This is a genomic window from Actinoplanes regularis (assembly GCF_900188005.1).
In the GTDB taxonomy this organism is placed as follows: domain Bacteria; phylum Actinomycetota; class Actinomycetes; order Mycobacteriales; family Micromonosporaceae; genus Actinoplanes; species Actinoplanes regularis.
The window spans coordinates 195,190-220,958 of the sequence record NZ_FZNR01000005.1 but is presented as its reverse complement, the minus strand read 5'-3'; the positions used below and the strand labels follow the sequence as shown (position 1 = coordinate 220,958).

Below are 25,769 nucleotides of genomic sequence, written 5' to 3'. Positions count from 1 at the left end.
GTCGATCGTCCTGCCCTTCCGGAAGCTCAGTGCCGGAGCTGTTCGATGATCGACCGGTTGAGCAGGGCGCGGAGGTTCTTGCTGAACGGGCTCTCCTCGTCAGGTGTCACGATCGTGACGAGGGACAGACCGGTAGTGATCAAGGTTGCCGCGTGCGGGTCGAAGCCGAAGCCCCGATGCTCATACGGGTTCTCGTTGACCTGGATCGCGATCGTGGGCTGCGGTGACGGCTGGTACAGAACGGCGAACGGGCCCTCGCCACCCGCCATGAGCGCGTAGCCCACCTCGTCCCACTCCTGCTCCATCGCCGCATCACGAGCGACGTACAGCTCTCCTGCCTCAGCCGGGATCGCACGACGCGCTTGAAGCCATGGCAGGAACGCTTCGGCTTCTCCGATCGCAACCAGCATGTCCGGCCAGCTGGTGTGCACGCCGTCCAACATGGCCCGGACACCGGCGCCGACCGGTGTTCTGGCGATGACGACACTGTCGTATCCGGTGATCATCTGCTACCTCGACGGGATGGGCGCCGGCCATAAACCGAATCCCCTCGGTCGATTGTCGACGCATTGATCATAAATTACTCTAAACCCTCAAGTACTGAGGGCTGCGTTCTTGACGGGGAGGAGCCGGATGCTACTTCCGGATCGGATCAAGTCTGACACCGTGGAGGATTGGGTTACCTGGGCCTTTGTGGGATTCTGCTTTTTTCTCGCACTGTTCAAGGATGTCTTCCCCTGGCTCGACAAGGGCCTGACAGCCGCCTTGTTCGCGGCGGTCTTCCTGATACTCCGTCAGCTTCGGGATCTGCGAATCGACCTTCGGAATAAGGAGTTCCAGGAAGATTACTATCCGACCGGAAATCAGCTCTACTCCTCGGTGATAAGTGCGATAGTGGAGACCAGACATGAGATCTGCGCCACCTATTTCCGGGATACCCCACCCAGTCCAGCGGTCGGCGAGGAGGCGAGGCGCTACTTCAAGAAGGTAGTTGACTTCGCGCGTACGAAGGGCACTGTTCGGCGCATAATCAAGGTGGACAATCCTCAGTTGACCGATTGGTGCCTCGAGCAAGCCAGGTTGGCCGAGACCGTACCTCGACTAAATGTCAGAGTGCTCAATCCAGGTTCCGGTGGCGTTGAACCCATGAATGTGATCATCCTGGACGGCACTTCGGCGTACCTTTCCTTTGCTGGTGCGACACCAGACCAGGTTGGCGGCGTCCGGCCGCCGGGCGGAAAGCATACCGCATTCCTTCAGGCTCGGTTCAACGAGCACTGGCGACGAGCCAAACCAATTGCCGAGTTCGTAAGATCAAAGGAGTTTCGGCAGATATCAGGCCATCCTATCGATGCCCACGGGTCAGCTTCCGGCTGGCCATCTCCGGGCGTAGACCTCGAACAATCGTGAATCGCCGGAACGGACGCTCGTTCCAGGCAGGAACTTGCTGTCGCCTGAGGCCGACCCGGGTCGATGCGCCATACTTCGCCGGCGCGACGTGCTTCTGGGACTGAATGGCCGTCCTCCTCGGCTCGCGGCGCCCACCCCAGGCGTTGCCCGGGCTGCTCGGTCTGTACGCGCTGCTCGGTGCGGGGTTGACCTTTGCCTGGCGGACGATGCGTACCGGCATGTACACAAGCGATTCCGGGATCCGGGTCCGGTGGCTGCTGAGAACGCGAACGTACACGTGGTCGCAGACCGATGCCGTCGAGGCCGCACCGGCTCGCCCGCTTGACCTGCCGACCTCCCGCGCGGCCATCTGGGTGACGGCGAACGGGTCGAAACCCCGGTGCGGCGGCGCGCGGATGCAGGTTCAGGATCGATCGTGGTCACCAAGAATGTCGGCCCGGTCCTGCGCCGTGACAGATTCGATCGGCTCCTTCAAGAGCTTGATCAGCGCCGCAAGGCGAAGGCGACACCCCACACCTGATGTGCGCGCCGTCCGATCCTTCGGGCTACCCGAGCGTCGCCGCGAGCTGCGGAGCCGCCGCGGTTTCCGGTGTGTCGATCACCCCGGCTCTCTCCAGCGCGAGGAACTCGTCGAGCGCGCGCGGATGGAAGTGCACGCCACGGCAGCGCAGCAGTTCGGCTCGGGCCTGCTCCGCGGAGAGGGCCGGTCGCCCGGGGCCCGCGGTGCGCATGAGCGCCCAGGCGGCGCAGACGCCGGCCACCATGCTGGCGGGCACGCCCGGGTCGTCCGCGTGGCGGCGCAGGCTCTCGCTCACCACCGTGGTCCAACGCTGGATCTGCCGGTCGATGTCGGCGGGGCCGATGTCGGCCGGGTCGCTGCCGGTCGGCGTGGCCCGCTCCGGATCGCTCGTGACGACCCGGTTGCGGCCGCCCCGCTTGGCCGCGTACAGCGCCGCGTCGGTCGCGATGAGCAGCTCTTCCGTGGAGGCCGAGCCGGGCAGGACCGCGGCACCGACGGAAACGGTCACCGCGATCGCCGTACCGTCGTCGACCAGCACCGGCGCCCCGGCGATCCGCTCCCGCAGGCGCTCCGCCAGCGCGGGCAGGCCGTCGGGGACCTCGCCGGTCACGAGCACCGCGAACTCCTCGCCGCCGAACCGGGCGACCACGTCGGTGCCCCGGCAGGTGTCCCGCAGCCGGCGAGCCACCTCCCTCAGGACCTGGTCGCCGGCCGGATGACCGTACGTATCGTTGATGTTCTTGAAGTGGTCCACGTCCGCCAGCAGCATCGCGAGCGTGCCGCCGTGCCGGACCGCCCGCTCGCTCCGGGCGCGCAGCGCCTCGGAGAGGAACCGGCGGTTGTAGACGCCGGTGAGGCCGTCGGTCATGGCGATCCGGCGCTGCGCCGAGATGAGACCGGCCATGCGCGTGAGCACCAACAGGAACAGCACCGCCGAGGCCGTCACCACGACCAGGTCCGAGCTTTCGTCGTGACGCAGGTTCTGCACGATCAGTACGGCCGGAGCCGTCGAGGTGGCCATCGCCAGCAGCACCACGCGGTACAGCGTCGCGCCCGACCGGCGCTCCACCGGCTCGGCCATCCGCCGCATCGACGGGTGCAACGCGGCTACGCCGAGCGCGACGTAGCTGGTCAGGTACACCGCGTCCGACCAGCCGCCGACCTCGTACACCCCGTGCAGGCTCATCAGGGCGTACGCGGTGTCGGCGAACAGCGTCAGGCCGAGGAACGTCAGCAACAGCTGGTACGACCGCTGCCGGGCGCCGCCGCCGAGCAGCAGCCGGATCGCCACGGTGAGCAGGCACAGGTCCATGATCGGATAAATGGTGGCCCCGACGCGGTCCAGCGCGGAGAAACCCGGCCCGGTGACGGCCGGATGGATGAGGAACACCCACCAGAGCACCCCGGCGGCCACCGTGAGGATCGCGGTGTCCACCAGGGCGGCGACGTTGCGCTGCGGCGAGCGCCGCCGGCCCAGCAGCACCAGCGCGGCGGCGACGAAGACGTACTGCGAGACGTACAGGAGATTGGCCAGTACGGGATAGCTGGTGTCGCCCCCGGCGGTGGCCGTGAAGTAGGCGACGTCGCCGCCGACGTACATCATCTGGCCGCACGCCAGCAGCCGCCAGATGGCCCGGCCCGCCGGCCGGTGCAGCCTCAGGCCCACCGCCATCGCGATCGCCGTGCCCAGGCTCACCAGGCAGTAGCACACCGACTGCGCGATGGCGTGCGACGCCGGGATGAGAAAGTGACAAAGAGCCGGCACCGACGCCACGACGCACCAGACGGCCCAGGCCAGCGACCCGCGCGTGCGCGGCGCTGCCGGCGCCGTAGCGGTCTGAGGCCCGCTGCCCGAAGATGTCACCGCGGCATCCGACCAGTTGAGCGTTTTGGAACAGGTTCCCGGCAGTTGCCCTGCGGTTGCATCGTGCCGGAGGCTGGAAAGACCCCACCAGTCTCCGATCTTTCATCCTGGCGGCGTTCGACTTCGCAGGCGGTCGAGGGTGTAGCCGGTCGTGCGCTTGCAGAGGTAGGCGGCACGTTCGTAGGAGAGGCGCCGCCGTCCGGTGTCCGGGCAGAGATCGGCCGGCGCGGGCGGACGGCCGGGGCCGGGGCGGCGGTCGGAGAGGAAGAGCGGGCCACGGGTCCGGCCGGCGATCAGGTCCGGGAGCAGCCCGGCCGTTCCGGAACGCCAGACGATTGTTCCGTCTCGGGCGCTGCGGTCGTCCAGATTCAGATCCTCGACGTTGAGCGCGAGCACCGCCCCGACCTTCGCGGCCGACTCCCGCAGCAGCGACCAGAGCGCGCGCTCACGAAGCGCCGGTGTGCCCGCTGTGCCGGCGACCGGCTCGGGGCCCGGCTCGCTCGGGTCAGCGGGGGCGGTGGGTAGTGGGCGGGGCCGGAGGGCGGCGGCGAGTGAGGGTTCACCGGACCAGGTGCTGAAGGAACGGATCGCGGCCAGGTGGCGGTTCCAGGTGCGCGGCGATACGTCCGGCCAGCTCAGGGCGGAGATCTCGGCCAGCCGGGTGGGGGTCAGGTCGGCCAGTGGGGTGCGATCGCCGGCGAGCCGGGCGACGCGGTGCAGGGTCTGACCGTAGGCGCGGGCGGTAGCGGGACTGAGCGGGGCGAGAAACTCGGCCACCGACGGGCCGAGCAAGCGGCCCTGCTTCTCGGGCACGTCCAGAGCCGCCGCTCGGCGCAGCAGGAAGTCGCGCTCGGCGGTGTTGCGGGCCAGGGATGCCGCCCGCTCCAGTTCGCCGCGGGCCTCCGTGAGGCGGCCGAGCCGGATCAGCAGGTCACCACGGACGCCTGGCAGCAGGTGGTAGTTCGCCATCTGCGGGTCGGCGTGCAGTTCGTCGAGTAGGTCGAGGCCGGCCTGCGGACCATACGCGAAAGCCACCGCCACCGCTCGGTTCAACCGGACGACCGGGGTCGGGAGCAGTCGCTCCAGGGCCTGGTAGAGCGCGCTGATCCGTACCCAATCAGTCTTCTCCTCCACGTGGCAGACCGCGATGGCCGCCTGCAGCACGTAGGGCCCGGGCGGGCCGCCCGCCTCGCGGGCGCGCAGCATCGCGGCGAAGCCGCGGCGGATGAGCAGCTGATCCCAGCGGCCCCGGTTCTGCTCGTGCAGCGGGATCGGCTCCCCGGCGGGCCCGGTACGCGCCGCCGAGCGGGACTGCTGGATCTCCATGAGCGCCACGAGACCGTGGACCTCGGCCTGGTCGGGTGCGAGCCCGGCGAGCATCCGGCCGAGCCGCAGCGCCTCGAGGCAGAGATCGGCGCGGATCAGGTCGGTGCCCGAGGTGGCCGCGTAGCCCTCGTTGAAGATCAGATAGACGACCTCGAGGACGGACGACAGCTGCGCGGACGGCTCGTAGGCCACCCCCGCCTCGGCGAGCGTGCGTTTGGCCGAGGCGATCCGCTGGGCGATCACCTGCTCGCTGACCAGGAAGGCCCGGGCGATCTCCGCGGGGCTCAGACCTGCGACGACGCGCAGGGTGAGAGCCACCCGGGCTTCGGTCGGAAGTACGGGGTGACAGGACGTGAACATCAACCGGAGAACGTCGTCCTCGGTCGGTTCCGGCGGCCGGGCCAGGTCGGGGGCGAGCCGCTCCCGATTCCGCGACCGCCTGATGTGGTCCACGGCACGGCGCTTGGCCGTGGTCGTCAGCCACGCGCCGGGGTTGTCGGGGATCCCGGTCACCGGCCACTGTTCCAGGGCTGCGACCAGGGCGTCCTGCGCCAGCTCCTCGGCCAGGCCGACGTCGCGCACCAGACGCAGGAGCCCCGCGACGATCCGCGCGGACTCCTGCCTCCAGACGGCGCCGACCGTGGCCGAGAGGTCGGTCACGGACCGTAGACCTGGTGGATCACGCTCTCCCCGTCGCCGACGATCCTGCGGAACCGGCGGCCGAGCTCGATCGCCTCCTCCTTCGAGCGGACCTCGATCAGGGCGAACCCGCCGATAGCCTCCTTGGCCTCGGTGAACGGCCCGTCGGTCACCGTGATCTCATCCCCTACCGAGGTCATCTTGAAGCCGGCCGGGTCCAGGCCACCGGTGGCGAGCAGGACCCCGGAGGCGGTCAGCTCCTCGACGAACGCGGCCATGTCGGCGTAGAGCTTGGCGTCCGGTTCGGCTCCGCCGGCCTTCTGCATCATCAGGTAACGCATGGTGTTCTCCGTTTCGTCAGGTCTGCTTCCGCACCGGCGTCGAACGAGCATATGTGACAGGTAATCCGAGCATTACCTGTCACATGAGCCGATTCGACGTCTGGGCGACAACTGACGAAGGAGCTCGAAGATGACCACCGCACTCGCCACCCGCACCGTCGCCGTCTCGTCGCGCCGGGCAGCCCTCGCTGTCGCCGGACCGCTGTGGGCGGTGGTGTCGCTCGCCCAGGTCGCCACCCGCGACGGGTTCGATCTGATGCGGCACCCGCTCAGCCTGCTCAGCACCGGTTCGCTCGGATGGGTGCAGATCGCCAACTTCGTGGTGGCCGGCCTGCTCATGGTGGTGGGCGCCGGTGGCCTGGACGGGAGGTGGGCGCCGCGTCTGACCCGGATCGCCGGCTTCGGCATGATCGCCGCCGGGCTGTTGGTGATGGACCCGGGCGGCGGCTTCCCGGCCGGTCACCCCGAGGTGCCGACGACGATGAGCTGGCACGCGATCGGGCACATGGCCGGCGGCACGGTCACGTTCACCGCGCTGATCGCCGCCTGCTACGTGCTGGCGAAGCGTGCCACGACGCGGGGCTGGGCGACGGCCGCGGCGATTTCGGGAACCGCTCTGCTGGTCGGCGACCTGTGGGCGATGTCGGGCGGCGCGGCCGGCACGCTGACCCTCGCGGTCGGCGCGATCACCGCGATGCTCTTCCTCTCGATGACCGCCCTGCGCTCGAGCTGAGCCGTACGGGGTCCGCACGCGACCGGCGGCAGACGGCAAGTGCGATGATCAGCGCGTGCTCGAGCTTCCCCAAGGGTCGTGGTGGGACTGGGACCTTCACGAGTTCAACAACTCGCGACTCCGGTTGGCCGCCAACTACGATTTGACCTACTACCACGGCCTTGAGGTCATCTTCACCGACGTCGCCTATCTGGCGTGCCCGACACAGTTCTCGGACCCCGCATTCCGGGAACCGACCAGGGCCGAGCGCGATCTGGCGCGCCGATTCGCCGGCGAGGAGCCACCGCTGGTCGTGGCCTTCGATGTGGAGTCGGAAGAGGGGTACGGACTTCTCCCCTGTCTTGTCGCGGCAGAATCAGTCGAGGTCGTCGTCGGCACCGTCTATCGCTATTGGCGAGACGAGCTCGCGCCCGGGGAACGTCTGGCCTTCAATGTACGGCCGCCCGGGGCCTGAACTCTGGGATCTTCTCCCTGCTCCGCGACAGTACGCTCGCACCGCATGCGTACCGTCGCGGTAGCCCCGGATCTGGTGCTTGATCATGGCACCGGCGGGGTGGCGGGGTCGAGAATGGCTCAGTGAGTGAACAGCGGCAGGGCGTCATCCTCTACGGGTACGGGGTGGACGCCGTAGCGGAGGCACTGCAGGACCTTGACCCGCGGTACGTACTGGTCGATCACGTGCTGCGGGAGTCCGGCAAGGTGCCGGTCCTGCGTCGCCGGCACGCGGCGGAAGCGGACGCCGTTCGCGACGCGGCGCCCGATGTCTCGTGGCGGGTAGTCGACCTCCACCGGCCGGGAGTCGACGCGGAACACGCGCGCGACCCGCTGCTGTGGCTGAACACTTCGCAGGTCGATCCCGGGCTCGCCGCCCGGACGATCGACCAATCCGACCTCCTGACCTGGTACGCGATCTTCAACCCGATCCGCGTCGACACGGTGGACGGAGGCCCGGCGGCCGATGACTACAGCAACCTCAGGTTCACCGTCCCCGACGGTCATCGCATGGTGGCCCACGCGGTCCGAGAGGGCGGCACCGCACCGGAATGCTCAAGAGACGCCGAACAGGTGCTGCCCTCGCAGGACCTGTGGGCGCTGGCGCCGCTGCGAAACGCCGAGCTGTGTCAAGCCTGCACCCATCGGCACGGGCAAGCGAGAAAAACCACGGCGGCGGGATGCGGCGATGATCTAGATTGACCGCAGTCGAAGCACGGGGGTCACATGACGGTTCTCGGCTGCCGGACCTGCGGAGCCGCTCTGACGGTGCCGGTGTCCAAGGTGGCGCTTCCCGTCCACGCGCACCAGAAGTACGGCAACGGGCCGGGTTCACTCGAGCCGGCGCTGGAGCCTGGCACCTTCGCGGTGGATCCGCTGCCCTACGGTTCGCCGTGGCGCCCGTGGGCCGAGCTCGAAGCCGGTGAGGCCGAGGCACTTGGCTGGTATGCGCCGAGGTTCAACATTTCCGACGGGCCGGCCGGCCGGGTGCTACTCGCCCCGGGAGACGTCCGCAACGCCGTCATCGACCCGGCGCTGGTCGGCGACTTCGGATGCTGCGGCCTCGTCGGCGGCGAGCCGAACATGGTCTGCGTCACCTGCGGCACGCCGGTTGCCACCCGGATCGACGACTGCGGCCTGCGGCAGGCGGTGTGGCTGGACCCGCTGACGACCCGCGTGATCGAGGACGGTCCCGGCCCGTACCCGGTGCTCGACTGGGCGGAGCTGGTCGACCAGCGGCCCGGCGTCCCGCCCTCCGAGCCGGACGGTGGCTGGCACCCTATGTGGGAGGCCGCCCTCGGCTCGACGCTGGCGCACCTGCTGGCCGCCTCGAATGGGGACCGGATTCTGACCCCGGATCCCCGGCTCGCCGGAGTCTTCCGGCGAGTTCTCGACCGTCTCCTCGACCCGGTCGGTACGGGGCCGCAGCGCAGCCTGGTCCTGGCCGGGCCCGGCCTTCCGGCAGTCAGCGGCGACCTGGCCGTCGTCCCGGAACATCCGCAGACCGGCGAACACTGGCCGGTGGGCCGGGCGGTGAAGCCGGTCCCGCTGGCCTGGGACGTCTGGCGGCATCTCGCGTTCCACCGTGATCCGAAGCCGGTCGGGCGGTCGGTCCCGATCCTGCCGGAGGCTCCGCCGGCACTGCTCCCGGGTTACCAGCTCAAGCCGGACGGCCAGATCTTCCTCAGCGTTCTGGCCCGTCTGCCCGAGGTCAGGCAGCCCTGGCTGCGTGCCATCTATGAGCGGGGCCACCCGTACAGCTACAGCTACTACATCTTCTGACCGCGACCGGTGCTGGCCCGGGCAGGAACGAGCTTGGCTTGCGCCCCCGGAGGTCGTCACGTAGCGTGACGACCTCCGCCCTGCTTGGAGTGCTCGACGTCGAGCCCTATCGTGATCATCCACGGGGCGGGATTGGGGACGAGAATGCGCACGCGATTGTGGGTCGTCACGGCAGTCGTTGCGCTCGTTGTGTCGGGCGGCGGGGTCGCCGCCTGGTCCGCGACCCGGCGGCACGCGCCGGTCCCGGCGGCCCTGCACGACGATCTGACCGCCAGGGTTGTCCGACTCCTGGAAGCTGACCTGGCTTGGGCCAACGAGATCACCATGGAACCGGGCCGGCAGCCGGTCTGCGAGGCAGCCCTCTTCGGCCTCGACCCGGTCGATGCACGCGATGTCGGTCAGGTGCGCAGCGTCTACGCGTGGGTCTCCTGCAAGTGGCTGCCCCCGGCCGGGCAGCGGGCCGGACTGACCGCGCGGGATCTGTCCGGGGCAGTGGTCCCGATCGCGGTACGACTCGGGCGGACCAATCACGTCGAGGTGCCTCGGGACGGCGAGAGCACCTATCCGGCGGACATCCGTCGAATCTTCCCCCGGGATGTGCGTGACGTGGCGTTCGACGGCAGTCCGGCGCTCGATGCGGCGAACACCCGGGTCGACGCACGGGTGACGGCACTGCTCGCCTGATTTCTGTCGTACCCGGCTTCGGGCTCCCCACCGGCTGAAGCCACGGCGTCGACGAACGCGCGGAACAGCCGAGCCTGGGCAGGATCCTGTCCTCCGGATGCCACTGCGCCCCGACGTACCAGCCCGGACAGCCGGTGATGGTGACCGCCTCGGCGGCTCGCCACCCGCCACCGTCCGGCTGGCCGAGACGCGGTGTCACGACGTCGTCGGCGGGACGAGATGCGGGTGGCGGCACACAAGCGACTGATCGTTCGGATCCGAACGAGACTTACAAGCCGTACCGGTTCTTGAGGTGGCGCCAGAAGTCCCGCAGCATCCACTTGTCGAACACGGTGATCTGGGTGGCGCTGCCGGCCTTCATGACGAACCCCTCGCTCGGCAGCGGGTCGAAGTCGTAGAAGTCGTTGAGACCCCAGCTGTGACCGATCTCGTGCAGCAAGATGTGGATGTTCTCCGAACTCAGCGCGCCGACGTAGTACTCCTTGCCGATGCGCTGGCCCCAGTCGCCGCCGGCGCCGCCGGTCATCCCGTCGGTGAGCCACAGTGACATGTCGTAGTGGTGTGCGGCGCCGCCCGGGCAGCCGGAGTAGTTGCCGTCCTGGTGGAAGAAGCGTCCGCACGGCGGACTGCACTGCGGCGCGCCCTCGTTGAGGTCGTTGACGTAGATGTCCACCGAGCTGTCCGACCACTGCAGCTGACTGCGATCACGGACGGCCCAGCCGACCACCTTGACCGGAATCTGCTTGTACGGCCAGTTGTTCCAGCCGGTGCCGTTCTCGTTGAGCTGGTCGACCCACTTCTGGAACTGGCGCTGCAGAGCGGTCTGGATCTGGTCGCGCAGGGTCGCCGTGACCGTCGCGGTCGACTCCCAGCGGACGCAGTAGTTGATGCTGCCGTTGGCCGCCATCACCTGGTCGAACAGGTAGTTCCGGAAGCCGTAGAGGTCGCCGTACGTGTCCTCCTGATGTTTCCAGGTGTTCGCGAGCGGGGTGACGTACTGCGCCGGCGGGTTCCACGGATCGCCCGTCGGGGGCGTGGTCGTGGGTGCGGTCGTGGGCGTCGTGGTCGGCGATGTGGTCGGCGTCGTGGCGCCGGTGCAGGCCACACCGTTGAGGGTGAAGGCGGTGGGAGCGGCGTTGCCGCCGGAGTAGGTGGCGTTGAAGCCCGCCGTGACGCTGGCGTTTGTCGCGACCGCGGCGTTGTATCCGGCGTCGCGGAGCGTGACGTGCTGCCCGGACTGGGTGTAGGTGCTGTTCCAGCTCTGGGTGATCTGCTGGTTGCCGGCGTAGTCGAACTGCAGGGTCCAGCCGTTGATGGCGCTGCCCAGGTTGGTGATGGTGACGTTGCCGGTGAAGCCGGTGCTCCACTGGTTGACGGTGTAGTCGACGCGGCAGCCGGCGGCCGCGTCGGCGGGGTTCCCCGCGAGCATGACGAAGCCGGCCGCGGCGAGCAGCACGGCAGGCCCGGCGATCAGACGCGGGAGCCGGGTACGTCTCGCGGGGCGAGCCGCTGGGGTCGGCGACTCGGGAGGCGGGTTGATCTCTGCGGACACGGGGCTGTCCCTTCGGGGGATGCGCGCCACCGGCACCGAGCGGACATCACGGGGATGGGGGTTACCACCGTGCGAGGCCAAGCGATTCCGGTCGCCCGGGGATTTCGGGCGACCGTGAGTCCGGAACCCTGCAGCCGCCGACCCGGGGCGGTTGGCACTGGGGATGGAGTTGGAACGGGCACTGCCTCGAAAACCTTTTCAGGACCGTACCATCTCATCCATCTTTGTCAATGTTGTAGCTGTGCCAGGGATTTGATAACCGATCGAGCTTTGCCTTGTACGGCGCACAGAAGCGATACCGAAACGTTTTCGGTGCCACGGTCAGAAATCCTCAGTTCCGGACTCCTCCTGAGTGGTGGGTCGGGCAACAGCGACCACATGCCCGCGCCGTTCGGCGTCCACCGAAGGATGGCGTCGTGTACCTACGCGTAGAAGCGCGGTGGCGGCTGACCGGCGGACGACTCTGTTGGCGCAGATGGCCCGAACCGTATGAGGCGGTCCACGGATACCTCGCGCTGGCCGCTTTCGCTTTTGCGGCGAAGTCCCGCGAGTCCGCTGGCTCGACTACCCGGAGGCCGAGGGCTCACTGGCGGCGCCGCACAGTCGCAGCGCGCTCGTGGAGAAGACGGTGAACGCCTCGTCGGCGGTGAGGTGCCCGGCGGCGACCTGGTCAGCGGCGGTGATGCCGAGCCCGATGACGGCGACGGCCAGCCAGCCGGCCGGCAACGCGGGGTCGAAATCGCCGGTACGCTGACCACGCCGGACGAGCCGTTCAAGTTGCGCGGTGCCGGCCAGGTGTGTGGCTTCGTTGCCGGGCGGGGTGCGAGCGAGTGCCGGCGCGAGCAGGTATGGATAGCGGCGGATGAGTTGCCATCCGATGTCGAGATACCGGCGTAGCGCTGTGACCGGCGGAACGGTGTCGAGGTTTGCCGCGTCGACAGCCTCGACGGTTTCGGCTCCCGCGGATTCGATCAGCGCGCCGATCAGTGCGTCCCGCGACGGGAAGTGGGCGTAGACGGTCTGGCGGGTGACGCCGGCCGCGTTGGCGAGCTCCTCCATGCTGGCGTCAGGCCGTTCCCCGAGCAGCGTGCGAGCGGCGGTGAGGATGGCGTCGATGCTGCGCCGGGCGTCGGAGCGGCGGCGACGGGCCGGTGTGGCGGCTTCGGGTGCATCGGTCATCACGTGGCATGTTATCGGCTCTCAGCATTCTTGACATGCTGTAAGACTTCAGCAACGCTTACATCTTGTAAAAGATAGCGAGAGCAGCGTTGACCGCCCTGCCGCCGTCAAACCCGACGACCAGGAAGGACCCCCGAAGTGATCGCTGGGCCAACACGCACCCGTCCCCACTACGGCATTGACGCGCCGCCGATTCCGGCTCTGCTCGGCGCGGCAGCAGTTGCCTCCGCCGCGGCCGCCACCCGCTGGCACACCGGCCGGACGCCCTTGGCCGTCACCAGCGCGGTCCTGCTCGCCGGCACCGGCATCTACCTGCACACCACGCTGCGCGGCAAGCTCCGCGCCTGGGAGGAAATCCTCGACCGGGCCGCCCTCAGGGGTGACGAGCACCTGCTGGACCTGGGCTGCGGGCGCGGCGCCGTACTGGTCGCGGCAGCCCGCCGACTCCCGCAGGGACGCGCCGTCGGCGTTGACCTGTGGTCGGCCGACCAGAGCGGCAACCGGCCCGAGGCCACCCTCGCGAACGCCGCCGCGGCCGGGGTCGCCAACCGTGTCGACGTACGCAGCGCCGACATGACAGCGTTGCCCTTCCCGGACAACTCGTTCGACATCGTGACCAGCGCAATGGCCATCCACAACATCTCGTCGGCCGCGGGACGGCACCGCGCGCTGGCCGAGGCGATCCGGGTGCTACGCCCGGGCGGCCAGCTGCTCATCGCCGACCCGGCGCCGTTCGTGCGCAAGTACGCCGCACACCTGCGGCAGGGCACGCCGCGTGCACTCGGGCCAGGGTACTGGTACAGCGGCCCCTGGCTCGCCGTCAGCCTCCTGCACATCATCAATCAGGACACCCTGGAACACGACCAGCCAGCGCCGCCCATCGACGCCTGACAGTCCGCCACCGCGGCCGGACGACCGCTCATCGGCTATGAGCGGGCGAGCCGGGGCCGGACATGAACGACGTTGCTCCCTAACCGCGCTCCCGGCCCGGCAGGGGTGCCCCGCGGAGGAACGCCTCGTACATCTCACGGACATCGTCGTCGACCTTCGGCCGGATGATGCTGTAGCGAGTGTCGGCCTGATCGCGGCGCGGCCCTGAAAGCCAGTACTCCTCGCGGCTTTCGACGTCGTAGAAGTTCGCGTCGAACAGGCCCGGCCAGCGGCGGAGAGTCCTGCCGTGCCAGTAGGCCGTCTTCCAACTCCTGTTGAAGCGCACGCGGCTGATCCAAGCGGGCCCTTTATCGGTGCTGTGACCGGTTTTCAACTGTATGAACATCACGCGCTCGGCCATGACGAGCATCGTTACAGCGGACCACCAGGGCGCGCATCGCCATTACACGTGCGGCGCTTCACCTTGGCCTCGTCCAGCTCACCCGGCGGGGCATGGTGGCCGCAACCCACTGGCGTTCGCTTGAGTAGCTTCATGGACTCAGCGAAAGGTGCCGCGTCAGGACCGTTCTTCGAGCTCCTTGAGTAAGGCCTCCACCTGCCCGCGGCTCAGATCATGCCCCAACTCCTCGCGTGCCTTCAGCAGTACCTCGTACTGCTCAGGGCTGAGAATCATGAGGTTGTCGACGTCGTCCGGGACGTCATCGCCCGGCGGGGAAGGTCTGTCGGACACGAGTGGCTCCTGGTCAAGGGACTTTTGCACGCGTTGGCACGGTATTGCGACCCCTGGGATCGACTGGTGCCTGCTCCCGGATCATCGCTGCTGCAAGCTCCACCTTGATGCAGTTTTCGCTTACTCGCCCAGGCAACAACCGGCGCCCAGCACCGTGCGCTCATGCGGCTTCGCGCGATAGCCGAGCGCTGCGCCCAGGAGCGCGGCGAACTCGTGTTCGTCGGCGACTGAGCGCGCATCGTCCGCCGCGAGCGCGACTCGCGGCATGAGAAGGCGTCGCTAACCGTGGGATCCGCGCAGGCATGTCCGACCTGGGACGACAGCCTGCGTGCAGAGCGTGCACCAGGTTGCAGGGACCGTTTCGTGCCCCGCCGCGGCGTAGACAGTGTGATTGGCCTCGGCTGCCTGCTGGGGTGTTCTGGCGAAGTAGCGCACCGTCCAGCGGTCCCGCCCAATGGGCCATCCGCTGAGTTGCGCCTGAACGGCGACGTCTTGTTCGCTCCACCAATACTCGGCCGGACCGGTGGCATCGGGTACCGGTGGCGGCAGTGTCTCTTCGTCCGTCATCGGCGGGACGTACGACGGGGTGGTGCATTCGAAAGTTCGATGGAACCATCCGCGGACCTCGACCAGAAGTGCGTGTCGCTCAATCCTCTGATCGATGGTTCGGTCGATGACACGGTATGGCCATCGGCCAGGTCCCATGGCAGTGCGGCCGTCGAGAAGGACGTCGAGACCCCAAGTCCAATCGCCATCCAAGATTCCAGTGAATGCCGGTCCGAGCGGGGTGCTGTTGATCAATGGGAGGCTATCGAGGCCGTACTCCATCTTGTTATTGCCGAGGACGGAGTAGGACAGGCCACCGTAGCGCTCTGCGAATCCGACTAGTGACTCGATAAGTGCTTCGGCGGCCACTTCTTCATGCGCTCCGAGCCAGGTCGCGGCCGACGACCGGATCGCAGACTCACTCACATGTGGGCTGCGGTGGGACCGATCCTGCAGAAATTGGCGCGCACGCTCAGTCAGCCGAGGATCGTCAACGACATATATGGGGCGAGCCTAGCACTGCCAACCGGCGCCTTGGACCGCCTGTCTACCGCCCCAAACGCACTGATCCCGGCCTGACCAGACGTCAGCAGCCCTTTCTCAGCTACTCACCGTAGCGATCGATCGGCGTCGGCGGTTCGAGGCGGGACTCGATGGTGCCCGAGCACAGCTGCGATCATGGGGCGGTGAGTCAGTACTTCGACGACGCGTCGACCGGGGAAACGCTGTGGAATCCGGCGACGAGGGTGGCGCAGCTTTTCTTCCGGATGACCGAGGCGTTGGTACCGGTCGCTGGCCGGCCGTGCGGTGTCGTGGATCTGCAGATCGACGCGTACACGGTCGATCCGGAGGCCTTCGCCGCATTCGTGAATGCTCTGGTGACGCAGTATCTCGCGTCGAACCATATGATTTTCAAGGCGATGCTGGCCGGATATCTGCCGCAGGCTGTGGTGCTGGTCGAGCGTAGCGGGCGGGCGGTGACAGCGCTGGCCGCCCCGATCGCACGTTCGACCGAAGCGATCTCGCTCAACGTCGACGCGTTCGACCCGACGACTGATGCGAGTGGCCTTGTCCGGCGGGCAGGAGCAGCCGCACGCTCGATGCCGACGGCCTGAGGCCGCCGGCACGAGGTGGCCGACGAACCATGCGGCCGAAGCGACGCGGCACCGTGATCCCGAGCGCCGCGGTCGGCACCACCCGCCACGTCACCTCACCCAGCGACAACTGATCAAGATCAAAGACGGCCGCCCTCGTACGAGGGTGGCCGTCACGTCATTTCAACGGGGTGCCCTACTCGGCGCGTTGATCGGGAGCGGGGACGGTCTCGCCGGTAAGACGGGTCAGCGTGGCTCGGGCTTCGCGTTCCACGAGCAGTGGCACGAAATCGCGCACCGGCGCGGCGGCGTAGCGCTTGTGGATGTCATTGACGTGCTCCACCACTGTGGCGTCGTCGACTTCGGGAAAGTGTTGCCTCAGGACGGAGAGGATCTCGATCAGCGCCCCGTCCTCGGCATCCGGTACCTGACTTTCAGCTTCCGCATCGTCAGTCACACTGCGATTCAAGCCGCCTCGCAGCGCTTCGGACAATCCAACGCCCGGTTGAAGCGCGGCATCCCGCGGTCACTCGTTCGGGGACGAGTCGCGAGCGGCAACGTCCATTGCGGTGTCCGTGCCCCGTCCCGGCGTGTCGCGGCCCGGCGCGGAAAGTCCTGGCCAGGCGTACCGCCCATGATCCAGTACTTATCGTTCACCTATTAGCCATCTCGCGTTTCGCGCGCGTCGATCTCTTCACATTGCATGGTGAGACCGTCGTGATCGCCTTCAGCGCCCCCGGATGACCACGACAGCACGTTCCGCGCGCACCACACCACTCCCACCCGGGAGTTGCGATATTCGCCCAGCCAAGCGCCCTCGTCGTCGACCGCTGATCCGCTCAGTCGAGCCCTGATGACCCAGAAGAGAACACTCTCCCCCGCTGGCCCGAAGAGCCGCCCCGGGCCTGCCCTCGACACAACCAGAAGCATCGAGGAAACTCAATACCTTGGCTCTGAATAAGGAGTGACGAAAGGTGAAAGGAATGCGCACGCCGGCATTCGAGGTACGCACAGAGCGCGACGGGACCGTCATCATCCGGCCCCACGGAGACATCGAGACAAACCACGCCATGCAACTGCGGCAGCTTCTCGTCCACACCGTCCGCAAGATCCGGCCACCCCGAATCGTCCTCGACCTCACCGCCGTATGCCGGCTCGACGCACTCAACGTTGGTGCGGTTGCCGCCGCGTACGCTCTCGGCGAGGACCATCAAGTCGCCGTGTACGTCCACAATCCGGCGAGCCACATCGCGGCCAGGCTCTTCGCGGCCGGCCTTCCGCTCCCCCAGCTTCGCCAGCCCGGCACCGCGGCATGACCACCGCCCGGGTCGCAGCAGGTAGGTCGACAGCCGACTGCGCGAGGATCCCGGGCGACTCTTACGAGGGGCGCGGGGGTGCGGGACAAATCAGTCTCCCAGATGGCCACCGTTGCCCTCGGCGACAAATCCGAGCCCGCGTCCGCGTGCGATCGTAGGTCTCGTGGCCTGTGCCCGTCACCGTATTTTCGGAACACAGGTCAAACCCACCGGAGCGAGGATGAGCACGAAGCAGGGCAGCCAGGCCCGATCGAGGGCCGGCCGCCGCCTTCAGCCGGACAAGATGGGCAGTTCGACGCCGCGTCCAGGCTCGGAGCGACGAGAGATCTTCCGGTGCCTGATGCGCCATCCGTCGCCCGTTCGCACAAGCTGATCCACACCGATGACCTCGCCGGCGGGACGACCGAACAGTGAACCACTCGCCCCCGCCGCTGGACGGAACCGATCTGGTGGACGTCTCCGCCCTGCCCAACTTCGACGACGGCGGCCGGCCCGGCACGTGCGGAAACTGCACCGCCCGCAACAAGCTGGACTAGGTGCTGCTCTGCCCCGCCCTGCAAGCACTCTGCATCGGAGGCGGCATCTTCCGGCACGGTGTCTGGGCGGCAAGCGAGAAACCCTGTGCCCGATCTACGACACCCATGACCCCCGGCGCACGCCGGTTCCGATCACGCCGACCTCGATCTGGACTGACCCGGCGCATCAGCCGGCGCGCGGCGGGCGCGGGAACAGGGCGGGCACCCGCTGCCTGTGCTGGGCGTATCCCGGACGGCGGGCCTCGGAACGGCGTTCCATCATCGGCACGCTGACGAAGACGAACAGCAGAACCATCGTGATCGGGCCGACGATCGTCCACCACCAGCCGGGCGCCGCGGCCACGCCGAACAGCCACAGGCCCCACCAGAGCAGGACCTCGCCGAAGTAGTTGGGGTGCCGGGAGTAGCGCCACAGGCCACTGTCGATGATCCGGCCGCGGTTGCCGGGATCGGCGGCGAACCGGCGCAGTTGCCGGTCGGCGACCGTCTCGACCGTGACGGCGCCGGCGGTCACGGCCACCGCGGCGACGTCCAGCAGGCCGAACGACCGGCCGGTGACGGTCACCGCGGGCCAGACCGCGAGCAGGCCGGCGAAGACGACGAGGGTCGGCATCAGCTGGATGCCGGTCAGGTTGATCAGCCACCACGGGACCCGGGCCGGGCGTTGTTCGCGCAGCCGCACGTAACGCCAGTCCTCGTGCCTGAGTCCCGGCCAGGACCGCGCCCAGTTGGCGGTCAGCCGGATCGACCAGGCCAGCACCAGCAGCAGCACCGCCACCTGCCGTACGGTCACGTCGGCGAGGTCACCGCCGGTCCGCCACACCACCCAGGCGATCACGATCACCGGCGGGGCGACGCTCCAGTACGGGTCGTAGACGCTCGCGTTGGCGACGGCCACGCTCGCCGCGAACACCACGAGCGTCGCCAGGATGTCGCCGTAGAGGGTGAGCAGCAGCGGATGCCCGGCCCGCAGCGCGGCGACCAGGGCCGCGGCGGCCAGCCCGGCCACGACGTAGGTCAGCGTGACGATGGCGAATCCGGTCGCCCGGGACGTCTCGGCCAGGCTCCCGCCCACCCGGTAGGTGTCACGATCCGCCGACATAGGACGAGGGTAGGCCCACATCGACCCATCGCGATCTCTTGGATGCCGGTAGACACAGAATCTGAACCGCGACGAGATCGAAGCCGGTGTACGCGGACCGCCCACCTCCTCTACCATTCACCACCGTCTTGATGATCTTGGAGGCGGCATGACGGACGAAGAGCGCAGGAAACTCACCCCCGCACGGGTGGTTCGTGGATTGGCCGGGCTGGCGACCATTCTGCTGCTGTGGATCACCGTGATCCGGGCGCTGAGCAGCGATAACACCACCTTGCCGACCGTCGTTGTCGCCTCCGGAGGCGGCAAGGTGCTCCAGGTCGGCGACGACGGCGCGTCCACGGGCGACACCGCCGGCGCAGCGGAGATCGCCGATCTTCTCTCGGGTGGTGACCGCGTGTATGCGAAGAGCGCGAACGCCCTGAACCGGTCGCTGGGTGAGCCGATCGTCCTGAGAAAGGGGAACACCGACTTCCGGGTTACGCCGAGCCGGCTCACGACGGGGGCCGCCGCCTGCGCGCCAGGCACGCTGGTGACCATCGACCTGCGGGTGGAGGCGACGGGCGGCGCGGATCGCCTGCCGCTGACCACCTTCGTCCTGCTCGGCTCGGACGGCTCCGAAGCGATCGCGAACCCGGCCTGCTCGACCGGCTTCACCGACGGCGCCGAGCAGCGGACCCTCGTCTTCGCCGCGGAACATCCGGACCGGCTGATGGTCGGCACCGACCAGACCGCCCCGGCCGCCCTGTGGCAGCTCGGCTGAGGAACACCCGCGCGGCGGGCGGGCGTCAGCCTGGCTCGGACTCGTGGCTCGCCGGGTGGGAGCGCAGCAGCCCCTCGTAGGCGTCCGCGGCGGTGATCTCGCCGAGGATGACGCGGTGGATGGTGCGGGTGATCGGCATCGCCAGGCCGTGCCGGTCGGCGAGTTGGACCGCGGCGTGGACGGTCTTGACGCCCTCGGCGACCTGGCCCATCTCGGCGAGGATGTCGTCCAGGCCGCGGCCGCGACCGAGCTGCTCGCCGACGTGCCGGTTGCGGCTGTGCGGGCTGATGCACGTGGCGACCAGGTCACCCATCCCGGCCAGGCCCGCGAGAGTGCTCGGCTCACCGCCCATCGCGACGGCGAGGGTGGTCAGCTCGGCGAGCCCGCGGGAGATGACGCCGGCCCGGGTGTTGTCGCCGACGCCGAGGCCCTGGGCGATGCCGGTGGCGATGGCGACGACGTTCTTCAGCGCTCCCCCGACCTCGCAGCCGATCACGTCGTGATTGGTGTAGACGCGCAGCAGGCCGCGCCGGAACACGCGCTGGATCTCGGTGGCGACGGTGAGGTCCTCGGTGGCGATCACGGTCGCCGCCGCCATGCCCGCCATGATCTCCTTGGCCAGGTTGGGGCCGGTGAGCGCGGCCGCGGGATGGCCGGGCAGCACCTGTTTGATCACCTCGGTCATCCGCAGCAGCGAGTCACGTTCGAGACCCTTGCTGAGGCTGACCACGGGGATCCACGGGTGCAGATCCGGCCGGATCCGTTCCAGGGTGTCGCGGAACGCGCCGGTCGGGACGCCGACGACGAGCAGCTCGGCGTGGGCGGCCGCTTCGGAGAGGTCGGCGGTGGCGCGCAGCCGGGCCGGGAGCGGGAATCCGGCGAGGTAGCGGTCGTTGGTGTGCTTGGCGTTGATCTCGTCGGCGGTGGCCGGGTCACGCGCCCAGATCAGCGATTCGTGGTCGCGGCGGGTGAGAACGGACGCGACCGTGGTCCCCCACGAACCGGCGCCGAGCACGGTGATCCGCATGCTGCCCCTCTCCTCCGGCGCGCCTCTCGCCCGGCTGGACGGCCGCCGCGGGCGCGACTCGAGGATACGGCGGACAGGAGGGTCCGCAGGTGCCCCGGAGCGGGGAACGGTGGCATAGGCCGCGCTCACATCGCCTTGAGCATCCTAGGAGGATAGTCCGGTTTGGTGCCAGGTCAGGAGGGAGGCACGGCGAGGTGGGCGATCGTCGCCACGACCGGGCAGTAGGCGTCCTCGGGCTCCTGTGGCCAGCCCGCCGCGTCCCAGGTGCCCAACCGGTAGATCGCGGCCCGGACCAGCATCTGGTTCCACTCCGGCAGGTGTGCCCAACGGCCGATCACCTCGGGGCCGATGCCGTGCCACACCATCGCGTCCACCGCCGCGACGGCCGACGCCCAGGCCGGCGGCCGCCAGTACGCCGACCAGTCGATCACCGCGGGTGCCAGGCCATCGCCGAACAGGACGTTGCCCAGCAGGTCACCGTGGACGATCTGGTCGGGCAGGACCACCGGCCGGCGCAGGGCGAGCAGCTCGTCCAGCAGCCTCGAGGGGCGGCGCGGTCCCGGCGGCGGGACGTCGGAGAAGGCGAGGCGCTCGCCGTACGCCCAGGGGTCGTGCCTGGTGTCCAGGAACGCGGGGCGCGGCACCGCCGCGACCAGCTCATGGAACGCGACACCGACCCGGATGACGTCGTCGACACGGCGCTGGTCGGGGTGTCCGGCGACGGCCTCGGTCGCCTCCCAGCCGCCGGCCAGCCAGTCGCCGTCAGCGGCGCGCACCGGGCGGGCGATCCGGAACCGCGGTGACTCGGGGAGGGCGATCAGCACCTCGGCGCGCCAGCGGACCTCGTCGTCGCCCTCTGACGGCTTCAGGACGACATCGCCGACCCGCCAGGTGCCGCCCTTGCCGCCGGCCAGCCGGATCGCAGTGCCGTCGGCACCGAAGGCGGCGCGCACCGCACGGGGCGGCCCCGGATCATCCATCGCCGGCCGTTTCTCGAGATGGGCGCCGGCGGTCCGCCCAGTTACCCATTATTCGGTGATACCGGATCGATCGCTCATCTGTGCCGAACCTCAAGAATTCAGAGTTTTTTGCCTAACACTGAAGTGAGGATTACCTAAGTCGGTATATGCCTAGCAAACTTCACTAATCGGAGGAACGTATGGCGACCACCCCGTCCATCGCACGCCGAAATCTCCTCTTCGGCGCGGCGGGTGTCGCGGCTGCCGGACTACTCGCGGCCTGCGGCGACAGCGACGACGGGAAGGCCCCGTCCGCGGGCTCGTCCCCGGCGGCCGGCGGCGCGACGTTCCCGGCCACGGTGGCCAACCAGTTCGGCAGCACGACCGTCGAGGAGGAGCCGAAAGCGGTCGTCTCGCTCGGCTGGGCCGACGCCGACGCCCTGCTCGCCCTCGGCGTGGTGCCGATCGGCATCCTCGACTGGTTCCAGGCCTGGCCGACCGGTGTAGGCCCATGGGCACAGGACAGGCTGAACGGTGCGAAACCCACCGTGCTCAAAGGCCCGGAGATCAACTTCGAGAGCGTGGCGGCGCTGCGACCCGATTTCATCACCTTCACCAAGAGCGACAACGTGAAGGCCACCTGGGAACAGCTCGAGAAGCTCGCGCCAACGCTCTCCGGCCCGGCCGGCACCCCGCCGTACGGCACCACCCTCAAGGACCAGACCGTCATGATCGCCGCGGCGCTGGGCCGTAAGCCTGAAGGCGAGGCCCTGGTCGCCGCCAACGACAAGGCGCTCGCCGACGCGAAGGCGGCAAACCCGGCTTTCCAGGGCAAGAGCGTGGTCGTCGCGGCCGCGTTCGGCGGTCAGTACGGCGCCTACACGCGCGGCGACGGGCGAGTGCAGTTCATGGAGGCCCTGGGCTTCGTGAACTCCCCGAAGATCGAGGACCTGAAGCCGGCCAACTTCTACGCCCCGATCTCCAAGGAGAAGGTCGGCCTGCTCGACGCCGACCTGACCGTCGTCTTCGGCATCGGCGCCGGCGAGCAGCTCAAGAAAGACCCGGTGCTCAACAGCATCGCCTCGGCCAAGGACGGCCGGCTGCTCATCCTCGACGACGCCGACCTGGTCAACGCGTTCTCCACCAACTCGGTGCTGAGCACCCCCTACACCATCGAGCGATTCGTACCGATGGTGAAGGAAACGCTGGCGTGACGTCGGCGGCCGAGCGGGCCGGATACCTTCCGCCACAGGCACGGGTCCGTGCCCGGGGCGGGCTCACCGCGCGTGCTCTGGGTCTGCTGGCGGCCGTGGCGGTCCTCGTCGCGGTCACCGCCGTCAGCATCGCGGTCGGTGCCAAACCCATCCCGCTCGGCACGGTGTGGGACGCGCTGCTCTCCCACGGCGCGAGCACCGAGGATGTCCGGATCGTCTTCGACCTGCGCATCCCCCGTACGCTGATCGGGCTGGTCGCCGGGATCGCTCTGGGCCTGGCGGGAGCGCTCATGCAGGCGCTCACCCGTAATCCGCTCGCCGACCCGGGAATTCTCGGCATCAACGCCGGCGCGGCGGTGGCGGTGGTGCTCGCGATCCGGATCCTGGGCGTCGCCTCGCTGACCGGCTACATCTGGTTCGCGTTCGCGGGCGCCGCGGGCGCGTTCCTGGTGGTCTACCTGCTCGGCACCCGTGGCCACGCGGGCGCGTCGCCCGAACGTCTCGCGCTGGCGGGGGCGGCCGTCGGCGCCGCCCTGCTGGCGGTGACCAACGCCGTCGCGCTGCTGGACACGACCACCTTCGACCGGTACCGGTTGTGGACCGTCGGGTCACTCGCCGGCCGGGACCTCACCGTGTTCTGGGGCGTCCTGCCGTTCATCCTGGCCGGTGCTCTCCTCGCGGTCGGCCTCGGGCCCTCGCTGAACGTCATCGCGCTCGGTGAGGACACCGCCCGGGGGCTCGGCGCCAACCTCAACCGCACCCGCGTGCTCTGCGCGGTGGCCGTCACCGCGCTCTGCGGCGCCGCCACGGCGGCGGTCGGCCCGATCGCGTTCGTCGGACTCGCCGTTCCGCACATCGCCCGCACCCTGGTGGGACCGGACCAGCGCTGGCTGCTGCCGTACTCACTGGTCCTCGCGCCGATCCTGCTGCTGGTCGCGGACGTCATCGGCCGGGTGATCGCGCGTCCCGGCGAACTGGAGGCCAGCCTGGTCGCGGCCTTCCTCGGGGCGCCCATCTTCCTCGCCGTCGTGCTGCACCGCCGGATCGTGCCACTGTGAGCCGCCGACTCACCTTCCGCGCGCCCGGCATCGCGCTGCGGCTCGACGCGCGCACCCTGTGGGTCAGCGGCGCGCTGCTGCTCGCCGCGCTCGCGGCCGTCACGCTCACCGTTGTCGCGGTGGGGATCCGGCTGCCCCTCGCCGACATCGCCGAGATCCTGCGAGGTGGTGGCCGGCGGGCCGACCGATTCGTACTGCTCGATCTCCGCCTGCCGCGGGTCTGTCTCGGTCTGCTCACCGGCGCCGCCCTGGCGGTCTCCGGCGCGGTCTTCCAGAGCCTGTCCCGCAATCCGCTCGGCAGCCCCGACATCGTCGGCTTCACGACGGGCTCGGCCACCGGAGCGGTGCTCGCGATCGTCGTGTTCGGCGCCGGGCCGGTCGGTTCCGCCTTCGCCGCCGTAGTCGGCGGTATCGCCACCGCCCTGATCGTCTACGGACTGACGGCCCGGGGCGGCGGCTCGGTCCGTCGGCTGGTCCTCGTCGGTATCGGGATCGCGGCGATGCTGGTCGCGGTCAACAGCTACCTCATCAGCCGCGCCCGCCTGGACGCCGCCCAGTCCGCCGCGGTCTGGCTGGTCGGCACCCTCAACGGACGGACCTGGGACTACGTACGCCTGCTCGGCATCGCACTGGCGATCCTGACACCGCCGTTGCTGCTGCTGAGCCGGCGGCTGCAGATGCTCGCGATGGGTGAGGACTCGGCGCGCTCCCTCGGTGTCCCGGTAGCCGGGTCCCGGCTGTCGCTGATGGTCCTGGCGGTCGCGATCTGCGCCGTCTCGACCGCGGCGACCGGCCCGGTCGCGTTCGTGGCCCTGGCCGCCCCACAGGTCACCCGGCGACTGACCCGTTCACCGAGGGTGCAGTTGCTGCCGGCGGCGATCACCGGGGCGCTGCTGATGGTGCTCAGCGACTTCATCGCGCAACGGATCCTGGCCCCCGCCCAGCTCCCCGTGGGCGTGGTGACCGGCGCGGTCGGCGGGGCCTACCTCGCCTGGCTGCTCAGCGTGCAATGGCGGAAGGGGAACGGATGACATCGCGGCTGTCCGGCTCGGATCTCACCCTCGCCTACGACCACCACCGCCGGGTGGTGGCCGAGCACTTGGACGTCCGGATCCCGGACGGCTCCTTCACGGTGATCGTCGGTCCGAACGCGTGCGGCAAATCGACCCTGCTGCGTGCGCTGTCCGGTCTGCTGGCGCCGAGACACGGGACGGTCGCGCTGGACGGGGCGGCGATCAGCTCGTACCGCGCGAAGGAGGTCGCTCGCCGGCTCGGCCTGCTCGCCCAGTCGGCGACCGCGCCGGAGGGCATCTCGGTGGCGGACCTGGTGGCTCGGGGCCGATACCCGCACCAGCGACTGCTGCGCCAGTGGACCCCGGAGGACGAGTTCCAGGTCGCGCGGGCCATGGCGGCGACCGGGGTCACCGAGCTGGCGGACCGGGCCGTCGACGAGCTCTCCGGTGGCCAGCGTCAGCGGGTCTGGATGGCCATGGCGCTGGCGCAGCAGACGGACATCCTGCTGCTGGACGAGCCGACGACATATCTGGACATCGCCTACCAGATCGACCTGCTCGACCTGTGCGCCGACCTGCACGAGCAGGGCCGCACACTCGTGGCCGTCCTGCACGACCTGAACCAGGCGTGCCGGTACGCGACCCACCTCATCGCCATGAAAACCGGGAAGATCGTCGCGGAGGGCAACCCTCGCGAGATCATCACGGCGGAGCTGGTGGAGGATGTGTACGGGCTGGCCTGCCAGGTGATCCCGGATCCACAGACCCACACGCCGCTTGTGGTTCCCGCGGCCCGCTCCGCCCGCGGCGCCCGGTCAGCCGGTTGACCGCGGGAGAGATCCCGGCCTCGAATCGGCGGGCAGCGGGCGATTCAACCCGGTCGTTTTGTTAGGTTCGCCTGCCCTCACCGTGCCGCCGGAACGAGAACCGAGTTCGTGAAGCCATCACTGATCCACACGACGATCGCCGCCCATGCCGGGATCCGGCTCGCCGACCGGATG

Annotated in this window: 27 protein-coding genes; 15 read left to right on the top strand and 12 right to left on the bottom strand. The window is 69.1% G+C overall.

From position 1 onward, the window contains the following. Nucleotides 1–26: 26 nt before the first annotated feature. A complete protein-coding gene (locus tag CHC09_RS16040; RefSeq protein ID WP_089293901.1) occupies nt 27–506 on the bottom strand; it encodes a hypothetical protein in 480 nt (159 codons plus the stop codon). A 127-nt stretch (nt 507–633) separates the two neighbouring features. Between CHC09_RS16040 and CHC09_RS45190 the strand changes: the two genes are divergently transcribed. Then, complete coding sequence (locus CHC09_RS45190) at nt 634–1,410, top strand: hypothetical protein (protein ID WP_143232365.1); 777 nt, start codon at nt 634–636, stop codon at nt 1,408–1,410. Nucleotides 1,411–1,955: 545 nt separating this feature from the next. On the opposite strand, the gene CHC09_RS16035 is transcribed toward CHC09_RS45190, so the two are convergent. The 3 genes from CHC09_RS16035 to CHC09_RS16025 all read right to left on the bottom strand — a co-directional run bounded on the left by CHC09_RS16035 (nt 1,956) and on the right by CHC09_RS16025 (nt 6,100). Beyond that, complete coding sequence (locus tag CHC09_RS16035) at nt 1,956–3,626, bottom strand: GGDEF domain-containing protein (RefSeq protein ID WP_143232364.1); 1,671 nt, start codon at nt 3,624–3,626, stop codon at nt 1,956–1,958. A 270-nt stretch (nt 3,627–3,896) separates the two neighbouring features. Next, the gene (locus CHC09_RS48695) at nt 3,897–5,780 is read right to left on the bottom strand and encodes a DUF6596 domain-containing protein (protein ID WP_089293899.1); all 1,884 of its coding nucleotides are present in this window, start codon (nt 5,778–5,780) and stop codon (nt 3,897–3,899) included. Next, nucleotides 5,777–6,100 (bottom strand): YciI family protein, encoded by a 324-nt coding sequence (locus tag CHC09_RS16025; protein WP_089293898.1) that lies wholly within the window; start codon nt 6,098–6,100, stop codon nt 5,777–5,779. The genes CHC09_RS48695 and CHC09_RS16025 overlap by 4 nt, the downstream gene beginning before the upstream one ends. Before the next feature lie 130 nt (nt 6,101–6,230). On the opposite strand from CHC09_RS16025, the gene CHC09_RS16020 reads away from it, so the two are divergent. The 5 genes from CHC09_RS16020 (at nt 6,231) to CHC09_RS16000 (ending at nt 9,791) form a co-directional block, all read left to right on the top strand. Continuing rightward, the gene (locus tag CHC09_RS16020) at nt 6,231–6,833 is read left to right on the top strand and encodes a DUF998 domain-containing protein (RefSeq protein ID WP_089293897.1); all 603 of its coding nucleotides are present in this window, start codon (nt 6,231–6,233) and stop codon (nt 6,831–6,833) included. A 55-nt stretch (nt 6,834–6,888) separates the two neighbouring features. Continuing rightward, nucleotides 6,889–7,287 carry a hypothetical protein gene (locus CHC09_RS16015; protein WP_089293896.1) on the top strand — a complete coding sequence of 133 codons (399 nt, stop codon included), beginning with the start codon at nt 6,889–6,891 and terminating at the stop codon, nt 7,285–7,287. A 122-nt stretch (nt 7,288–7,409) separates the two neighbouring features. Next, nucleotides 7,410–8,027, top strand: a complete 618-nt coding sequence (locus tag CHC09_RS16010) for a hypothetical protein (protein WP_089293895.1) — start codon at nt 7,410–7,412, stop codon at nt 8,025–8,027. 24 nt (nt 8,028–8,051) lie between these two features. After that, nucleotides 8,052–9,107, top strand: a complete 1,056-nt coding sequence (locus tag CHC09_RS16005) for a hypothetical protein (RefSeq protein WP_089293894.1) — start codon at nt 8,052–8,054, stop codon at nt 9,105–9,107. Between the two features lie 144 nt (nt 9,108–9,251). After that, nucleotides 9,252–9,791 carry a hypothetical protein gene (locus CHC09_RS16000; protein WP_143232363.1) on the top strand — a complete coding sequence of 180 codons (540 nt, stop codon included), beginning with the start codon at nt 9,252–9,254 and terminating at the stop codon, nt 9,789–9,791. Nucleotides 9,792–10,059: 268 nt separating this feature from the next. Here CHC09_RS16000 and CHC09_RS15995 read toward each other — a convergent pair whose 3' ends face one another. Then, nucleotides 10,060–11,343, bottom strand: a complete 1,284-nt coding sequence (locus CHC09_RS15995) for a cellulose-binding domain-containing protein (protein ID WP_239138235.1) — start codon at nt 11,341–11,343, stop codon at nt 10,060–10,062. 564 nt (nt 11,344–11,907) lie between these two features. Continuing rightward, on the bottom strand, nt 11,908–12,522 hold the full coding sequence (locus CHC09_RS15990; RefSeq protein WP_089293892.1) for a TetR/AcrR family transcriptional regulator: 615 nt from the start codon (nt 12,520–12,522) through the stop codon (nt 11,908–11,910). 138 nt (nt 12,523–12,660) lie between these two features. On the opposite strand from CHC09_RS15990, the gene CHC09_RS15985 reads away from it, so the two are divergent. Continuing rightward, nucleotides 12,661–13,413, top strand: coding sequence for a class I SAM-dependent methyltransferase (locus tag CHC09_RS15985; RefSeq protein WP_089293891.1), 753 nt, complete (start codon nt 12,661–12,663; stop codon nt 13,411–13,413). Nucleotides 13,414–13,492: 79 nt separating this feature from the next. Here CHC09_RS15985 and CHC09_RS15980 read toward each other — a convergent pair whose 3' ends face one another. Both CHC09_RS15980 and CHC09_RS46305 read right to left on the bottom strand, forming a co-directional pair. Further along, on the bottom strand, nt 13,493–13,813 hold the full coding sequence (locus CHC09_RS15980; protein WP_089294189.1) for a hypothetical protein: 321 nt from the start codon (nt 13,811–13,813) through the stop codon (nt 13,493–13,495). Nucleotides 13,814–13,969: 156 nt separating this feature from the next. Further along, the gene (locus tag CHC09_RS46305) at nt 13,970–14,143 is read right to left on the bottom strand and encodes a hypothetical protein (RefSeq protein ID WP_179277123.1); all 174 of its coding nucleotides are present in this window, start codon (nt 14,141–14,143) and stop codon (nt 13,970–13,972) included. 1,232 nt (nt 14,144–15,375) lie between these two features. Here CHC09_RS46305 and CHC09_RS15970 point away from each other — a divergent pair. Next, complete coding sequence (locus tag CHC09_RS15970; protein ID WP_143232362.1) at nt 15,376–15,804, top strand: DUF6086 family protein; 429 nt, start codon at nt 15,376–15,378, stop codon at nt 15,802–15,804. A 175-nt stretch (nt 15,805–15,979) separates the two neighbouring features. On the opposite strand, the gene CHC09_RS15965 is transcribed toward CHC09_RS15970, so the two are convergent. Further along, a complete protein-coding gene (locus tag CHC09_RS15965) occupies nt 15,980–16,240 on the bottom strand; it encodes a three-helix bundle dimerization domain-containing protein (RefSeq protein ID WP_089293888.1) in 261 nt (86 codons plus the stop codon). Nucleotides 16,241–16,766: 526 nt separating this feature from the next. Here CHC09_RS15965 and CHC09_RS15960 point away from each other — a divergent pair. Next, nucleotides 16,767–17,099 carry an STAS domain-containing protein gene (locus tag CHC09_RS15960; RefSeq protein ID WP_089293887.1) on the top strand — a complete coding sequence of 111 codons (333 nt, stop codon included), beginning with the start codon at nt 16,767–16,769 and terminating at the stop codon, nt 17,097–17,099. Nucleotides 17,100–17,509: 410 nt separating this feature from the next. Then, nucleotides 17,510–17,635 (top strand): hypothetical protein, encoded by a 126-nt coding sequence (locus tag CHC09_RS48430; RefSeq protein WP_275407862.1) that lies wholly within the window; start codon nt 17,510–17,512, stop codon nt 17,633–17,635. 166 nt (nt 17,636–17,801) lie between these two features. Here the strand turns inward: CHC09_RS48430 and CHC09_RS15955 are convergent, their stop codons facing one another. Next, entirely contained in the window at nt 17,802–18,737 is a 936-nt protein-coding gene (locus tag CHC09_RS15955) for a DUF1295 domain-containing protein (RefSeq protein WP_089293886.1), read from the bottom strand. A 148-nt stretch (nt 18,738–18,885) separates the two neighbouring features. Between CHC09_RS15955 and CHC09_RS15950 the strand changes: the two genes are divergently transcribed. Beyond that, the gene (locus CHC09_RS15950) at nt 18,886–19,497 is read left to right on the top strand and encodes a hypothetical protein (RefSeq protein ID WP_143232361.1); all 612 of its coding nucleotides are present in this window, start codon (nt 18,886–18,888) and stop codon (nt 19,495–19,497) included. Between the two features lie 25 nt (nt 19,498–19,522). On the opposite strand, the gene CHC09_RS15945 is transcribed toward CHC09_RS15950, so the two are convergent. After that, nucleotides 19,523–20,524 carry an NAD(P)H-dependent glycerol-3-phosphate dehydrogenase gene (locus CHC09_RS15945; protein WP_089293884.1) on the bottom strand — a complete coding sequence of 334 codons (1,002 nt, stop codon included), beginning with the start codon at nt 20,522–20,524 and terminating at the stop codon, nt 19,523–19,525. 173 nt (nt 20,525–20,697) lie between these two features. Continuing rightward, nucleotides 20,698–21,504, bottom strand: a complete 807-nt coding sequence (locus tag CHC09_RS15940) for a TIGR02569 family protein (protein ID WP_143232360.1) — start codon at nt 21,502–21,504, stop codon at nt 20,698–20,700. A gap of 179 nt (nt 21,505–21,683) precedes the next feature. Here CHC09_RS15940 and CHC09_RS15935 point away from each other — a divergent pair, with 179 nt between their 5' ends. Genes CHC09_RS15935 through CHC09_RS15920 form a run of 4 tightly spaced genes read left to right on the top strand, consistent with a single transcriptional unit; the run spans nt 21,684 to nt 25,595 of the window. After that, nucleotides 21,684–22,697, top strand: coding sequence for an ABC transporter substrate-binding protein (locus tag CHC09_RS15935; RefSeq protein ID WP_089293882.1), 1,014 nt, complete (start codon nt 21,684–21,686; stop codon nt 22,695–22,697). Continuing rightward, entirely contained in the window at nt 22,694–23,755 is a 1,062-nt protein-coding gene (locus CHC09_RS15930; RefSeq protein ID WP_089293881.1) for a FecCD family ABC transporter permease, read from the top strand. Before CHC09_RS15935 ends, CHC09_RS15930 begins: the two co-directional genes overlap by 4 nt. Then, nucleotides 23,752–24,786 (top strand): FecCD family ABC transporter permease, encoded by a 1,035-nt coding sequence (locus CHC09_RS15925; protein WP_218827166.1) that lies wholly within the window; start codon nt 23,752–23,754, stop codon nt 24,784–24,786. Before CHC09_RS15930 ends, CHC09_RS15925 begins: the two co-directional genes overlap by 4 nt. Beyond that, on the top strand, nt 24,783–25,595 hold the full coding sequence (locus CHC09_RS15920) for an ABC transporter ATP-binding protein (protein ID WP_089293880.1): 813 nt from the start codon (nt 24,783–24,785) through the stop codon (nt 25,593–25,595). The genes CHC09_RS15925 and CHC09_RS15920 overlap by 4 nt, the downstream gene beginning before the upstream one ends. The last annotated feature ends 174 nt before the right edge of the window (nt 25,596–25,769 follow it).